General features: G+C 34.9%; 14 protein-coding genes and 2 pseudogenes. 13 read left to right on the forward strand and 3 right to left on the reverse strand.

Annotated features, from left to right (window positions below; genetic code table 11):
- The first annotated feature begins 163 nt into the window (after positions 1-163).
- From NYE52_RS09355 to mutL, 3 genes are all read left to right on the forward strand, one after another.
- A complete protein-coding gene (locus tag NYE52_RS09355) occupies positions 164-712 on the forward strand; it encodes an outer spore coat protein CotE (RefSeq protein WP_251627950.1) in 549 nt (182 codons plus the stop codon).
- A 218-nt stretch (positions 713-930) separates the two neighbouring features.
- A complete protein-coding gene (mutS, locus tag NYE52_RS09360; RefSeq protein ID WP_341192825.1) occupies positions 931-3,552 on the forward strand; it encodes a DNA mismatch repair protein MutS in 2,622 nt (873 codons plus the stop codon).
- A 269-nt stretch (positions 3,553-3,821) separates the two neighbouring features.
- Positions 3,822-5,738, forward strand: coding sequence for a DNA mismatch repair endonuclease MutL (gene mutL / locus NYE52_RS09365; protein ID WP_341192826.1), 1,917 nt, complete (start codon positions 3,822-3,824; stop codon positions 5,736-5,738).
- Positions 5,739-5,836: 98 nt separating this feature from the next.
- Here the strand turns inward: mutL and NYE52_RS09370 are convergent, their stop codons facing one another.
- Complete coding sequence (locus tag NYE52_RS09370) at positions 5,837-6,463, reverse strand: site-specific integrase (protein WP_341192827.1); 627 nt, start codon at positions 6,461-6,463, stop codon at positions 5,837-5,839.
- A 760-nt stretch (positions 6,464-7,223) separates the two neighbouring features.
- Between NYE52_RS09370 and NYE52_RS09375 the strand changes: the two genes are divergently transcribed.
- Both NYE52_RS09375 and NYE52_RS09380 read left to right on the forward strand, forming a co-directional pair.
- Positions 7,224-7,397, forward strand: coding sequence for a hypothetical protein (locus tag NYE52_RS09375; RefSeq protein WP_445669100.1), 174 nt, complete (start codon positions 7,224-7,226; stop codon positions 7,395-7,397).
- 111 nt (positions 7,398-7,508) lie between these two features.
- Positions 7,509-8,069, forward strand: coding sequence for a YdhK family protein (locus NYE52_RS09380; RefSeq protein WP_341192828.1), 561 nt, complete (start codon positions 7,509-7,511; stop codon positions 8,067-8,069).
- 217 nt (positions 8,070-8,286) lie between these two features.
- On the opposite strand, the gene NYE52_RS09385 is transcribed toward NYE52_RS09380, so the two are convergent.
- Complete coding sequence (locus tag NYE52_RS09385; RefSeq protein WP_341192829.1) at positions 8,287-8,862, reverse strand: CBO0543 family protein; 576 nt, start codon at positions 8,860-8,862, stop codon at positions 8,287-8,289.
- A 281-nt stretch (positions 8,863-9,143) separates the two neighbouring features.
- Here NYE52_RS09385 and NYE52_RS09390 point away from each other — a divergent pair, with 281 nt between their 5' ends.
- The 4 genes and pseudogenes from NYE52_RS09390 to NYE52_RS09405 all read left to right on the forward strand — a co-directional run bounded on the left by NYE52_RS09390 (position 9,144) and on the right by NYE52_RS09405 (position 10,665).
- Positions 9,144-9,344, forward strand: coding sequence for a hypothetical protein (locus tag NYE52_RS09390; protein WP_341192830.1), 201 nt, complete (start codon positions 9,144-9,146; stop codon positions 9,342-9,344).
- A gap of 66 nt (positions 9,345-9,410) precedes the next feature.
- A complete protein-coding gene (locus NYE52_RS09395) occupies positions 9,411-9,677 on the forward strand; it encodes a hypothetical protein (RefSeq protein WP_341192831.1) in 267 nt (88 codons plus the stop codon).
- Between the two features lie 144 nt (positions 9,678-9,821).
- Positions 9,822-9,970, forward strand: a pseudogene (locus tag NYE52_RS09400) (BhlA/UviB family holin-like peptide); the annotation flags it as partial.
- Between the two features lie 206 nt (positions 9,971-10,176).
- The gene (locus NYE52_RS09405) at positions 10,177-10,665 is read left to right on the forward strand and encodes a hypothetical protein (RefSeq protein WP_341192832.1); all 489 of its coding nucleotides are present in this window, start codon (positions 10,177-10,179) and stop codon (positions 10,663-10,665) included.
- Between the two features lie 101 nt (positions 10,666-10,766).
- Here the strand turns inward: NYE52_RS09405 and NYE52_RS24710 are convergent, their stop codons facing one another.
- A complete protein-coding gene (locus NYE52_RS24710) occupies positions 10,767-11,516 on the reverse strand; it encodes an excalibur calcium-binding domain-containing protein (protein WP_445669101.1) in 750 nt (249 codons plus the stop codon).
- 1,280 nt (positions 11,517-12,796) lie between these two features.
- Here NYE52_RS24710 and NYE52_RS09415 point away from each other — a divergent pair.
- The 4 genes and pseudogenes from NYE52_RS09415 to NYE52_RS09430 form a co-directional block, all read left to right on the forward strand.
- A complete protein-coding gene (locus NYE52_RS09415; RefSeq protein WP_341192833.1) occupies positions 12,797-12,967 on the forward strand; it encodes a sporulation protein Cse60 in 171 nt (56 codons plus the stop codon).
- Between the two features lie 126 nt (positions 12,968-13,093).
- Positions 13,094-13,624, forward strand: coding sequence for a hypothetical protein (locus NYE52_RS09420; protein ID WP_341192834.1), 531 nt, complete (start codon positions 13,094-13,096; stop codon positions 13,622-13,624).
- Positions 13,625-13,662: 38 nt separating this feature from the next.
- Entirely contained in the window at positions 13,663-14,106 is a 444-nt protein-coding gene (locus NYE52_RS09425; protein WP_341192835.1) for an NUDIX hydrolase, read from the forward strand.
- Between the two features lie 78 nt (positions 14,107-14,184).
- Positions 14,185-14,949 (forward strand): annotated as a pseudogene (locus tag NYE52_RS09430) (EcsC family protein); the annotation flags it as partial.
- Positions 14,950-15,235: the final 286 nt, after the last annotated feature.

Raw genomic sequence — 15,235 nt, forward strand, 5'->3', positions numbered from 1 at the left:
GGATATCCGTCTAGAAAAATAGCTAATATCGGCACACTTACCCAAGTTTTACATACAATGAAGTAGATTTAAGCATTACTTACAGTCTTTAAAATTTATCGCACACTAGACTCCTATCCCGCATAGGATGAAATGAAAATGAATGAGGAGGTTTCGCTCGAACATGGGAGAATATAGAGAGATTATTACAAAGGCAGTCGTAGCGAAAGGACGTAAATTCACAAAATCCAATCATACGATCTGCCCAGACAACAGCCCTTCAAGCATCTTGGGCTGCTGGATTATCAACCATACGTATGAAGCAGAAAAGGTTGGTAAAACAGTAGAAATTTGCGGATACTATGACATTAACGTTTGGTATTCCTATAATGACAACACACAAACAGAAGTAGTTACAGAGCGTGTAAAATATACAGATGTCATTAAACTAAAATATCGCGATCCTGACTGCTTAGAAGACCACGATGTGATTGCAACTGTATTACAGCAACCAAACTGCATCGAAGCAGTAATTTCTCCAAATGGCAATAAAATTATTGTTCATGTAGAAAGAGAATTTATCGTAGAAGTTATCGGAGAAACAAAAATCTGTGTAGAAGTATGCACAGACGAATGTGGCAAAGATGACGATGCATGGTTTGAAGATGAAGTAGAAGACGAAGAATTTGAAGAATTAAATCCAGATTTTCTTGTAGGTGGAGAAGAAGAGTAAAGGCTAGGGGCTTCCTAGTCTTTTTTTTCGTGAACTTTTTTAATTTATGTCTGGAGCGCAATGGAACGAACTAGTTATCAAATCTAACTTTACGTAATTATCAAAAATTTTATATGATAAATTAGCTCTCTTTTCCCAAAACCCCCCACTCAAATATTCTATTTCTTTATGGTATAATGAGAAAATAATAGATTTGGACTTGGATTTTGGAGGAAGTTATGACAACATATACGCCAATGATACAACAATACTTACAGGTAAAGGCAGATTATCAGGATGCCTTTTTATTTTTTCGTTTAGGAGACTTTTATGAGATGTTCTTTGATGATGCGATTAAAGCATCACAAGAGCTTGAAATTACGTTAATAAGCAGAGAAGGGGGCGGAGCGGAGCGAATTCCAATGTGCGGAGTTCCCCATCATTCTGCACCCAACTATATTGAACAGCTTGTTGAGCGCGGCTACAAGGTGGCAATCTGTGAACAAACCGAAGACCCAAAGCAAGCAAAGGGTGTCGTAAAAAGAGAAGTCGTACAGCTAATCACACCTGGTACGATGATGGAAGGGAAAAATCTTTCCGATAAAGAAAACAATTATATTGCAACCATCTCTTTATTTGCAGATAATAAATTCGGCTTTGCCTATAGCGATTTATCAACTGGGGAAAGCAAGGCGACGATTTTAACTGGAATCGATTCATTATTGAATGAATTATCGCTATCGGGAGCAAAAGAAGTGGTTGTTTCAGATGACTTTTCGAAAGAATATCTGAAAAGATTACAGGAGCGTGGCACATTAACACTTTCAATTGAAAATGATACCGATGAAAAAGGCATGCATGCCTCTTTATTACAAGGAATCAATGAACAACAGCTGAAAAATACCGTTTCCCGTTTGTTCAATTACTTATATCGTACACAAAAACGAAGCCTGGATCACTTACAGCCAGTTTCTATTTATGTAATCGATCAATTTATGAAAATTGATTATTTTTCGAAACGAAATTTAGAATTAACAGAAACGATTCGTTCAAAAGGGAAAAAAGGTTCACTGTTATGGCTCTTGGATGAAACGAAAACAGCGATGGGCGGCAGACTGCTGAAACAATGGATTGATCGTCCGCTATTAAATAAGGATGAGATTGAATATCGTCAAAATTTAGTAGAAACGATGATTGGCCATTATTTTGAACGCCAGGATTTACGGGAAAAATTAAAGGAAGTCTATGATTTAGAACGCTTGGCAGGTCGCGTTGCTTTCGGAAATGTGAATGCAAGAGATCTTGTTCAGCTAAAAAAATCATTGCAGCAAGTGCCAATCATCCAGCAAATTGTTGCATCGTTCGGCTCAAAAGAAGCAAGCAGCCTTGCAGATAAACTGGACCCATGTGAAGATATTACCGATTTATTAGAACGGGCAATTGTGGAAAATCCGCCCCTTTCGATTAAAGAAGGAAATATCATTTTAGATGGCTATCATGCTGAATTAGATAGTTACCGTGATGCGAGTCGAAACGGTAAGACGTGGATTGCCCAGCTGGAAAGAGAAGAGCGGGAAAAAACAGGCATTAAATCACTGAAAATCGGCTATAACCGTGTATTTGGCTACTATATTGAAGTGACGCGTGCCAATGTGCACCTTTTACAAGAAGGACAATATGAGCGCAAACAAACACTTGCCAATGCTGAACGCTATATTACGCCGGAATTAAAGGAAAAAGAGAGTCTAATCTTACAAGCGGAAGAAAAAATGGTGGAGCTGGAATATGACATTTTCACAACTATCCGCGAAACGATTAAAGAATATATTCCACGCTTGCAAAAGCTAGCTAAAACAGTAAGTGCACTAGACGTATTGCAATGCTTTGCAACTGTCAGTGAGGATCGTCGCTATGTGAAACCGCAATTTTCAACGGATCGCAACCTTTCTATTAAAAATGGTCGCCATCCAGTAGTAGAAAAGGTGATGAACGCACAGAGCTATGTAGCAAATGATTGTACCATGCATAAAGAACGGGAATTGCTGTTAATTACAGGTCCGAATATGTCTGGTAAAAGTACGTATATGCGCCAGATTGCTTTAACAAGTATATTAGCGCAAATTGGTTGTTACGTCCCAGCAGACGAAGCAGTATTGCCACTATTTGATCAAGTATTTACAAGAATCGGTGCGGCAGATGACCTTATCTCTGGACAAAGTACGTTTATGGTTGAAATGCTAGAAGCGAGAAATGCCCTTTTACATGCGACAAATAATAGTTTAATTCTATTCGATGAAATAGGCCGAGGCACAAGCACCTATGATGGAATGGCGTTAGCACAAGCAATTATTGAATATATCCATCACGAAGTCGGAGCAAAGACATTATTCTCGACTCACTATCATGAGCTAACCGTGCTTGCGGACGAGCTTCCGTCATTAAGCAATGTTCATGTAAGTGCAATGGAGCAAAATGGCAAAGTTGTCTTCCTTCATAAGATAAAAGAAGGAGCAGCAGATAAAAGCTATGGTATTCATGTTGCACAGCTTGCAGAATTACCAGAGGCATTGATTGAACGAGCACAAGAGCTGTTAACAAGCCTAGAGCAAAAAGATCAATTTGCTGGAGAGGTAGCAGTGGCTGCAATCGAAAAGCCTGTTTTGAAAGCAGCGATAGTCGAGGAAGAGGCACAATTATCTTTCTTTGGTACAGAAGAAGAGAAAAAGCCGCAAAAAGCGATTTCTACCAAGGAAAAGCAAATTGTATCGAAGCTTAAAGAAATAGATATTCTAGAAATGACGCCAATGCAGGCATTGAATACATTGTATGAGCTTCATAAGAAAGTTCGGAATGATGGATGAAGTGGTTTTTGAGGGAACGTTGTTTTCATAGTGGGATGAACGCCAGAAACTAGAAGAACTTTGGAAAAAGTGGTGTTCATAAGCGAGATGAAAGCAAGAAAGCAAAGGAACTTTAGCAAAAGTGGCGTTCATCAGCAAGATGAAAGCCAAAAACCAGAGGAATTCCAGCAAAAGTGGGTTTCATACGCAAAGTGAAAACCACAGTTCAATCTAACGCATAAACTGCCCACTTAATCTGAATAAAAGTAAGAAAGAAAAGAGGAGAAGCAATGGCAAAGATTATTCAACTGGATGATGCACTCTCGAATAAAATTGCTGCAGGTGAAGTTGTTGAGCGGCCAGCCTCTGTTGTAAAAGAGTTAGTAGAAAATAGTATTGACGCAAAAAGTACTTCGATTGAAATTTTTATCGAAGAGGCTGGTTTGCAAAGCATCCGCATTCTTGATAATGGACTAGGAATTGACGAAGAGGATGTCTTAACTGCTTTTTCCAGACATGCGACTAGTAAAATTAAAGATGAAAATGACTTATTTCGAATTCGTACCCTTGGCTTCAGAGGAGAGGCACTACCGAGTATTGCCTCTGTCTCCCAAGTTACCTTAACAACTTCCACTGGGGAAAAGGGGACAACGATCGAACTCAAAGGCGGTCATTTAGTGAAACAGGAAGGCGCACCTGGAAGAAGAGGTACAGAGATTATTGTTAGCGATTTGTTCTTTAACACGCCAGCAAGATTGAAATATATGAAGTCAATTCATACAGAGCTTGGCAATATTACCGATATCGTCAATCGACTTGCCCTTGCGCATCCTGATATTAGCTTTCGCCTAGTTCATAATGATCGCAAGCTCCTTCATACGAATGGCAATGGGGATGTAAGACAAGTTCTTGCGAGCATTTATGGCTTAACTATTGCTAAAAAAATGATTCCAATTTCAGCAAGCACTCTTGATTTTAAATTAAGTGGCTATATGGCGCTACCAGAAATTACGCGAGCGTCACGTAACTATATTTCCACGATGATTAATGGACGCTTTATTAAAAACTATTCTCTTGTACGTAGTATTCAGGAAGGCTATCACACATTGCTGCCGATTGGAAGATATCCAATTGTTCTCTTAAATGTGGAAATGGATCCGATTCTAGTCGATGTCAATGTCCATCCATCGAAAATGGAAGTGCGCTTTAGTAAAGAACAAGAGCTGTATGAGCTTGTAAGTACTACTATTAAAGCAGCCTTTAAGAAAAAAGAGCTCATTCCAGCAGGACTAATTCGTGAGAAAAAGCCTGCACCAAAAGAAGAGCAAGCAGCATTTAGCTTTGACACGGTGCGTGAGCCAGCAATGCCAGTATCTGCTCCAAAACCAGAACCAACTTTTTCGATTCCAACAGTAGAGCAAGAGGAAAAGCCAACTTGGAACGAGTCAATAGAAGAAGCACCAAGTAGTTGGCAAGCTGGAGAAAGTGGAGAAGATTCAACAATAACAGATACCACAGCCTTTTTCTTTGGAGAGAAAGGAAGTAATTTCATTTCACCTACACCAGTAGAAGAGATAGAGGAAACTTGGGAAGAGGAAGAAATAGCCGACGTCGTGGAAGGTCCCAGAGTTCCACCCCTTTATCCAATTGGGCAAATGCACGGAACTTATATATTTGCACAAAACGAAAGAGGACTATATATCATTGACCAGCACGCAGCCCAAGAACGAATCAAATACGAATTTTTCCGGGAAAAAGTTGGAGAAGTGCATAATGAATTACAGGAAATGCTCATCCCATTAACATTAGATTATTCCCTTGATGAGTGGATGAAAATAGAAGAAAATAAAGCCGAATTAGAAAAAGTAGGCGTATTTCTCGAACCATTTGGCCAGCAAAGCTACCTAGTTCGCTCCCATCCACAATGGTTCCCAAAAGGAGAAGAAAAAGAAACAATCGAAGAAATGATCGAACAAGTTCTCTCCATGAGAAAAGTAGACATTAAACTATTAAGAGAAGAAGCAGCCATCATGATGAGCTGCAAAGGCTCCATTAAAGCCAACCGTCATTTAAGAAATGACGAGATTCAAAGTTTATTAGACGAACTTCGAACTACTTCCGATCCATTTACATGTCCGCATGGTAGACCGATAATTGTGCATTATTCTACTTATGAAATGGAGAAGATGTTTAAACGCGTGATGTAGCTGGATTTACAGGGGTTATGAGGGGGTGAAAATGTTCATTGCCCCCATTTTGCCCCCACAATTTTTCATTCCTCATCTTCTTCATCTCCTTCTAGATACTATTCTAATCGGTTAACACTTTCCAACTCGTGCTTCTTGGTTATATGTAAATATACATCAGAGGTGACATTAAGTGCTGAATGTCCAAGTCTTTCACTAACAACCTTAATATCATTACCACTCTCGAGCATCATAATAGAATGTGTATGACGTAAGCCGTGTGGACTAATTATAGGAAGATCTGTTTTATCAATAATGCTTTTGAGTACTTTGTTGATACCATATGGACCTAGTGGTCTTCCACTCCACGTTGTAATGACATAATCCTGATCAATGTATTTCTCCCCGTATCTCTCATTATTCTGTTTTTGCCAATCTTTATACGCTAATAAATCTTTAATAAGCTTATCCCCTATAGGAATTGTTCGGAAGCTAGAAGACGTCTTAGGTTTTTTGACTTTTTTATCATTTCTAGACTTCGAAATGACAATAAGTTTTTTTTCAAAATTAATGTACTGCCATTTTAATGCTAATAGTTCACCTTTTCGAAGACCTGTTCTTAATAAGAAGGATACAATCAAGTAGTGATGAGGCCTGCCTTTTTTAGCTGTTCTAATAAAAGTATTGACTTCATCCCTAGTTAAATAGTTTCTCTTTTCTATTTCATTTTCCTTTTGAACTTTCATATTTAGAAAATTATTATGTGGCAGTAACTCAAGTTCAACAGCTTTATTTATGGCAGTACAGAAAATGGAATGGATGGCTGGTATTTGTTATTTCATTTCATTATGTATAATGATAATACACTTTACGATTTCGGGACTTCAATTGCTAAAATGGTATTTCCCATTTTTTATTACAGTGTTTTTAGTCTCAAAGTATAAAGATGTTTTTGTGAAGTATCTTAACATTGTAATTCAAATTTCATTAATATATTTCCTATACTATTAAACTCAATATAAGAGGTTATTAGATCTTGATTTTTTTAAATATTTACAAGGTCTAAATGGGGTAGAAATATTAGCAATTGATATGTTATATAGGTATTTGATTGCTTTTTCTGGTATTGCAGTATGCTTTGCTATTATTCAAGCAATAAAGAAGTTAAAACTTTTCGAAAGATTTGTTTGGCTTGGGAGATATACAATGGAGATATATGCAATCCAATTTTATTTTATAGGTATTGTTGGAACACAGTATGTTACACAAATTTAGGCATTGGTATTTTGGTTGTAGGATTAGCGACAATAATAACATTATTTGCAACCTTATCTATTTCTATCTATATTAGAAAAAGTAAATTTTTTAGCTTTTTATTATTAGGAAGATAATAACAATAAGGATGCAGTACAAAAGGAAACTACTGTGCATTAGTGTGTATAAATGTATATTGATGAATATATTTAAATATTAGACAATAGTATCATCTAAATGGAGGTGGTACTATTGGCAACACCCAGACACAATATCACTCTCGAAGAGGGTGTGTACGATGAGTTTGCAAAGTATGCTGGTAAGAAAGGTATTAAAATCTCAACGCGGATTAATATCCAAATGAAAAACTTTATCGAAGAAGAAAAAATGATGGAGGAATATCGGAAACAGAAGCACTCGAAATAGGATGTTTCATTTAACTACTAGGTTAATATTTGTTCTATAGTTTATTTTTACGTTAAGATGTCTATATATTTAAGGTGGAAAAATTTATAGAAACAGAGGTGCTTAATTAAAATGAAAATTAAGTTATTCATTCTAAGTATTATTGCAATTCTTGGTTTATCTGCTTGTGCAAATGATACTAGTCAAGAAGATAATAATGCGAATAGCAGTAGCAAGGAAACAATGAATCATGAAGAGATGAACCATACTGGTTCAGGTGAGATTCCTGAAGGATTAAAAGTGGCGGAAAATCCTGTTTATAAAGTGGGTAGCAAAGCAATTATTAAAGCTGACCACATGGAAGGAATGAAAGGTGCTGAAGCAACGATTGTAGGTGCCTATGATACCATTGCCTATGTTGTTTCCTATACTCCAACCACAGGAGGAGAAATGGTAACTAACCATAAATGGGTAATCCAAGAAGAAATAAAAGATGCTGGAACAGAAGAAATTGCATCAGGAACAGAAGTAACATTAGAGGCAGATCATATGGAAGGGATGAAAGGCGCAACAGCTGAAATTGAATCAGCGGAAAAAACTACTGTTTATGTGGTGGACTATACTCCGACTACAGGTGGAGAAAAAGTAACAAATCATAAATGGGTAACAGAAAGTGAACTTTCAGATAAGTAATCAAGAAAAAGCCAACATTAGCAGCTGTTGGCTTTTTCTTATGCAATTAATGCATAGTTGTATTTATTACTCTGTACAAATAGCTAAAAATGCTGATATATAGCGGTTTAGGGATATACCATAGTAGTGGATACTATTGTTCGTTAGTGTGTATACAGAAGCACTCGGAATAAACAGGTGCTTTACTATTTTTCTCTACAATATATTATTAGTGGACCTATACTTCTTTACTTTTCTTCTCAAAATGAATAAATACATTAGTAATCCATTTCGCAATTAAAGATCCTAAAAAATAGAAAAGGAAAAGATAAAAGTAAATTGATTTATTGGATAATCTAATAAGATCCTGTGATGCGAGTATTGGCTTAAATATGAAAGCGAAAAAAACACTTGTTAATAATGCGTAGGTATAATAATTCTTTTTATGATTAAGTGTCCATTGATAAACAAATATATACACTACTGGGATTAATGAAGTATCCAGCCCAAAATTGATTGGGAGTATAGAGGTTAACTTATATGGATATTCCCAGAGTCCATGTCTGGTTGCATATCCGTCAATATATGTTGATAACATATGAATACTATAACCATAGAATCCTAAATGAAATGCTTTCTTTTTATCTATTTTAAAATAAAGAATGATTAGTGGAACTATAAAAAGTAAAAAATTAATCCAAAATTGCCAAGTATCAATATTAGAGTAAGTTGACCAATAGTGATCCCAATTATTTGAAAGATTTTCTTGTGTATTTTTAAGTTGGTTTAAATTTTCTATTTGATCTGTATTCAAACAATTCACCCTTTTTTAATGGAAAGTATAGTTATTTTTTACTTTACAGTAGAAAAATATCCATGAATTAACACCATTCAACAAATTTTTTATAGGTGGAAAGGTTATTAAATATTTACGTCACAGTAGTATTTACTACTCTTTATAAATGTATAGAAAAGTTGATATATAGCGGTTTATGGATATATCATAGAAGTGGATACTATTGTGCGGTAGCAATTTCAAAAATGATAAAGGAGTATAATGGGGTATTAGTGAATCTTTTTATAGGAGGTTTTTTTATGTATACTTTATCTGATTTGAAAAAAAGCACTTTTTATCCCTTAATATCAAATGTATTGTTAAGTCACCATGGTATTTCTGAGGCTTTAACAAGGAATCTAAGTCACGAGAATGGTGAAGATAAGGTAGTTTTAGAATTTTTAATTAATATGGACACATCAGTAGATAGAAAGGAGAAGCTTTTAGAGCATTATTCATAAACAGGTACTTTATTTAAAAGAAACATTTTTGCAAATTTTGACATTAACTATATAGTAAAAGATCAATTGGAAAGTGGAGAAAATATAGTTGAATTTTTTTTAGAAAGTACTAAAATGTTAATCATAACTGCTTATGAACTAACAAAAGAAAAACAAGTTGATAATCGAGGGGAATTGTGGCAGTTTTTTAAACATGTTAGAAATGCATGTGCTCATGGCGGTTCATTTCACTTTATAGGTAATGAACCCAAATATATTGCTAAATGGAGAGCTAAAGAAATTAATTCAAGTCTCCAAGGGAGAAAATTGTTTAATCAAGGTACCTTGGGTTAATATCAATGAGTGAAGTTATTTTGTTGCTTTTAGACATAGAAAAAGAGTATTCTATCGAATTTGTTTTTTAACACAATATCATATATTAATTTAATGAGTCCTATAACATGGGTTCTTTTTTATTACCTTTAAGGAGGTGAAACCATGGAAATGGAGCTAACAAAATATTTTCTTACCCAGGGGCCATTTGCGTTATTATTCGTATGGCTCCTTATTTATATGTTATGAAGAATAACAAGGAGAGGGAAAATCGCTTGCAGGATCTGCTTGATAAGTTTAGTGATAAGTATGATTTCGAAAATGCTTTTCTGCTTTATCTATATCTTCGCTTGTTAAATTATTTAGAGTATAACTACTCCATAGATTTCAGAATATTCATAATTTTAACATTCCTTTCGAATAAATGTTTATTTTTGAAAAAAATAATATATTATGTAATTTAGGTAAATATTCTGACTTGTTACAATAATATACCAATTTATTAAAAAGGAGAAGAGTTGTGAAAAAATATATTTTAAAAATAGCAACAGTATTATTACCAATTCTATTAATTTTTAGTACATTAAGCGAAGCAAATATTAACGCTGCACCAAATATAAATATATACCCAAAAGATCCAAGCGATCCTGTTACAGAAGAACAGTATGAATACCTTGAGCCAGATTTGGAGACTTACGAAGATATCAATATAGACGAACTAGAAACAGTACCAGTTGAAACCTTAGAAGATGAACCTGAAAATATTGATGATTTTGATGATGAACCAATTATCGATTTTGATTCTGATTCAGAATCACCTGATAAAGCGCCTGCAATAGAAGAAGCTGAAAAAAATAATAATCCTCCCTATGGTGGAGCTATAAATATCTATCCTACTACAAGAATAAAAACAAATGGTAAAACTAAAACAGTAGAAGTTCAAGTTTTTAAAGGAAATGGTAAGAAGGTATATGAAACGGTTAAAAATGGACAAGCTTTGACAAGGTGAAATTATTCTACTTATGAAATGGAAAAAATGTTCAAGCGTGTGATGTAGAGGGGGTTTAGGGGGATGTTACTTACCCTCTAAACCCCCTCACTTTTTTGATTTTATCTTTCACAAGCAAAATTATCCTTATCTCTATCCATTTTAGCTTGATAAGCTGGATGGGAGGAATCAACTCCATTCGGATAAACTTTTCTTAATTCAGTACAGTTAGCAAAATTTTCAGTCGTACTTGCTGTGCTTGTGGACGTTCCAGTACTACTAGATGACTGCTTTGATGAAGAATTGTTTGTTGTTGATGACTTTGCTGTATTAGTAGATGTATTAGTATTGCTAGATTGTGGTTTTGATGAATTATTACTGCTTGATGATCCAGTATTACTTGCGGTTGCTTGCTTTAAATCATTGAGTTGCTCATCTAGAGATTTATTTTTATCTTCTAAATCGGTAATTTTTGCTTCTAATTCTTTGTTTGTTTCTTCTAATTTTTTACTTTTATCTTGAGCTTCTGTTAATTTTGCTGAAGAATCATCTTTAGTAGCTTTTAATTCGCTATAATCCTTCTCTAAATTCTTGTATTTTTCATCTAATTCTTCTACTTGTGATTTTACGATACCTAACTCAGTAGTCATTTTTTTGTTTTGTTCGACTACTTTGTCATATTCCTGTTGTAAACCAGAGTCTAAAGATGGTGCGCCAATTGAGAAAAAGACGATACCTAAAATTAGTGGAATATAGAAACGATTTCTTGTTAGTCTACGTTCTTTATTTTTTACTTTTTTAATAATGTGATAGATTCCATAAATTAATACATACATTAAAAGAAAAATACCTATGTTTGCAAAGAATTCCATAATACACCTCTTTGAATTTATTTAACATCCCCTAATCTGCACGAACCCATTAACCATATGTGCTTATAGTCGATAGTGAGCAAATATTCGGTAACGAGAAAGTGACGGTGATGTCGCTGATTAAATAGTAGATCACTTGTTGCTGCTGTAGGCTGCCATGTGCTTGACCAGACTTTCTTGTTTGTTTGGGTCGTGATTGTCTGTTCATAACTGTGAAGAGTAGCGGGAGTATAGGCGGCAGAACTCTTCGCAAGCAGGACTTTTTTTGATTTGGCTTAGGTCAAGAACGATATAGCTTGTCCCACTTTTGTCAGTCGTTTTTAGAATAGAAGATAATAGCTATCTAGTGTTTCAGACTCTGAAATATGGATAGGAATCTGAAGGTTTAATTCTTATCTCGTAACACCAACGCACCAGCGAAATGGTAATAAAAAGTGGGAAAGGACCTTATTCGCTTTTTGTTCCCATATGTCTGAACTGTTTAAATCTGTAGCATTTTTATTGATTCAAATATTTCATGATGGTAAAATCGTTCGTTAAAACGAAGGGTTGGTGTAAAAAACTTTACGAAGGTTTACTGTTAGATTCTACTGGCATCTCCTTAAAAAGACAAACATGGTTGTTTTTTATTATGAACCCTATATTTATCATATAATAATATATGGTAATAATAAACAATTTTTTTCAAACAAAGAAATTAAGGTATGGTAATTTAAAGATGATGAGTGTAAACAAAGAAATTCCGGTCTGCTGAAATGGTATGAAAGGAAATTGTCAAAGAAAAAGTCATATTAAAACAGATTACTATTTTCTAGAGTGAGTAGACAGAAAAATAAACCTTTTAAATGTGTTATTTATAGGTCAGTACGAAAAATCAGCCTCCACTGATTTTTCGTACTGACCTTTTTTCATCCCTAATTGAAACTTTTTAATTATTCAAACGTATTTCTTTAGAAAGGGGTGAGTAAATTAAATAAATTTGTAAAAAAATATACTACCATTTTATTCATTGCTATGCTGTCAATGGTAGTGGGGTGTTCGGCTGAAAATGACTCAGAGGAAAAAACAGTAGAATACTTGAAACGGTATTGAACGAAACGTTTACCGTACCTAAGGAATTTCGTGAGGTAGAAAAATATGAGGTGAAGGGCCAAGCGAATTTCTCGGAAAATGGAAAGATTGTGGGGTTTATTATTAGACAGGATAGTAATTTGCCTATGGATATAAGAAATAATTAAAAAAGATTGTTTCATAAATAATAAGAAGAAAGAGGGATTAATATGATCCAATCTAAAGTGGTTTCGGAGTCCTATAAAAATTTCGAGCTTAATTTGAATAAAGCATTAAAGGAATTGGAAAATCATGAAATAATAGATGTTAAGTTTGCGGTGAACAATGAACCTTTAACGGAACAGGAAATCTATGCAGCAGTTATTTTATATAAAGCATAAGATTAATAAAACAATGCATCCTTTCGAGGGTGCTTTATCATTTTCCCGAACGAAAATACCATTCCAATGAATCCTTTTTCTATTCCAATCCGTAAACAAAAGAAAAATGTCAGGAGCTGTTTAATTATGAAAAAATTACTTATTTCCTTTCTTATTTTATTCACTTTGGTTGGTTGTTCCAATGAAGGGAAAGAGTCTGATGTAAAATCAGGCGATACTGTATCACTTGAAGAACAAATCACGAATGTGATGGCAGAACATAAATTAAAGAATAAAGAAATTATTGATTATGACCTAAAAGATGATTTCATTTATGTTATTTTTAAAAACAAGCATGAAAGCGGCAATACGCATAATCCTGATTTAGTTATTTTAGAGAATAAGGAAGGAAAGCTAAGTTGGGTAGCGGGTCCAGAGAATCGTACAGGATCTGTTGATACCTCTATGATATTTGCAAGAGAGGATGGACCTACTGTTACTATTACGATGCCAATGGGGGATGCAGCTGTCAAAGAGGTAAAAGTGCTTGGGGAATCGGCAAAAGCGGTAACCTATTTAGAGTATTTTACAGATGATTTTTCAAGAGCATATACCTATTGGATTTCTTATACAAAGGAAGAACCTACATATGAGGACATTGAAGTGATTACGGAGTAGGGAAAAGATGATTAATTTTTTTATAAGAGGAGATTTATATGGAAATAATCACAATTGCCAAAAAAGAAACAGGTAAAGAATACATAAAAAGACCTGCTGCTTATTGCTTGATATTTAATGATGAGAAAGACAAAATTGCCATCATTCAAACTAGTGATGGCAACTACTTTCTTCCTGGTGGAGGAATAGAAAAGAATGAGACACACCAAGAGTGCTTAGTAAGAGAAGCCTTAGAAGAAATGGGAATGGACATTGCAATAGGTACATTTATTGGGAGTGCGCGCAGGTATTTTTATTCTACCAATGAATATACGTATTATCTGAGTGAAGGGTATTTCTATTTGTGCAAGATGGTTAAACAAATAGGGGAACCAACAGAGGAAGGGCATTTTCTAAAATGGATAGAACCAAATCAAGCAATTCAAAGTTTATTTCATGAACATCAAAGCTGGGCAATTCAGGAAGCACTAAGAAAAGGATAATAATCCTATGTTACTTAGTTTAAAAGATAATAAGAGGTGTAAATGGAAAATCAAGAATAGCTTAGAAAAAAATTAAAGACCATTGAAAAATGGGAGAAAAACCAAAAAGGGTTGTTCTTCTGGGAAAAAATAGGGCGGATTCCGTTTGTGCTGTTAGACAAATGGACGCCGAAATACATACAAGAGAAAATACATATACTCCTAGATGAGATAGCAGTTTATATTGACAACGGCGGGCAATATTTAGTGGATAATGAAAGAACATTACATAAAGTGAAAAAAGAATTATCGTTACAGGGGGATGTAAACCTTGACGATATAAAACACTTTTCTATTGACTCAATGGAAAAGACAGCAGAAGCCTTTATTAAAAATCGTGCTAAAAATGCGCAAATTCAGGGGGCTACAACGGGTTTTGGTGGGATTTTTACCCTAGCTGTAGATATTCCCCTTATTTTTGGAATTACCTTAAAGACTATTCAAGAAGTAGCTTTAGCATATGGCTATGACCCATCTAATAAGGAAGAACGGATTTTCATGAATAAATGTATGCAATTTACGTCTTCTGATATAGTTGGAAAAAAAGCGATCTTAAATGAATTGACAAATGCACGTGAGGATGAAGGCTTTGCGCAGCTACAAGGCTGGAGAGAGGTATTCGCCTCGTATCGAGATAATTTTGGCTGGAAAAAGCTGGTTCAAATGATTCCTGTAGCTGGAATGATTTTTGGTGCTTATATGAATAAAGCAGCGATAAAAGAGGTTGGAGAAGTTGCAAATATGCTTTATCAAAAGCGTAGGGTATTGGAGAGAATCGAGCAATACACGGGTAAGAAGGAGTGATTGTAAGACCCATTGAATAGGCAACAACCTTCTTATTGGTTTCTAAGTAAGTTCCCCCCTAATCGAATAGGGGGCTGGGGTTGAAGCTATTTTCTTTTAGGCTCTTGGATTGATACATGCTTGGGCCGTTTTGGATAGGATGCCTTGCCTGCATCGGGTCCAGTTAGGTCATTTCGCTGGTCTAGACCCTTCCCAGTATATTCAACAGGATTTTGATTGTTCATCTTTACCACCTCCAATAATAGGATGGGTAAAAATGAAAATCCAATGACAGGTAATTTTTCCA

Origin of the sequence: Niallia sp. FSL W8-0635 (assembly GCF_038007965.1) — a bacterium.
Lineage (GTDB): Bacteria > Bacillota > Bacilli > Bacillales > Cytobacillaceae > Niallia.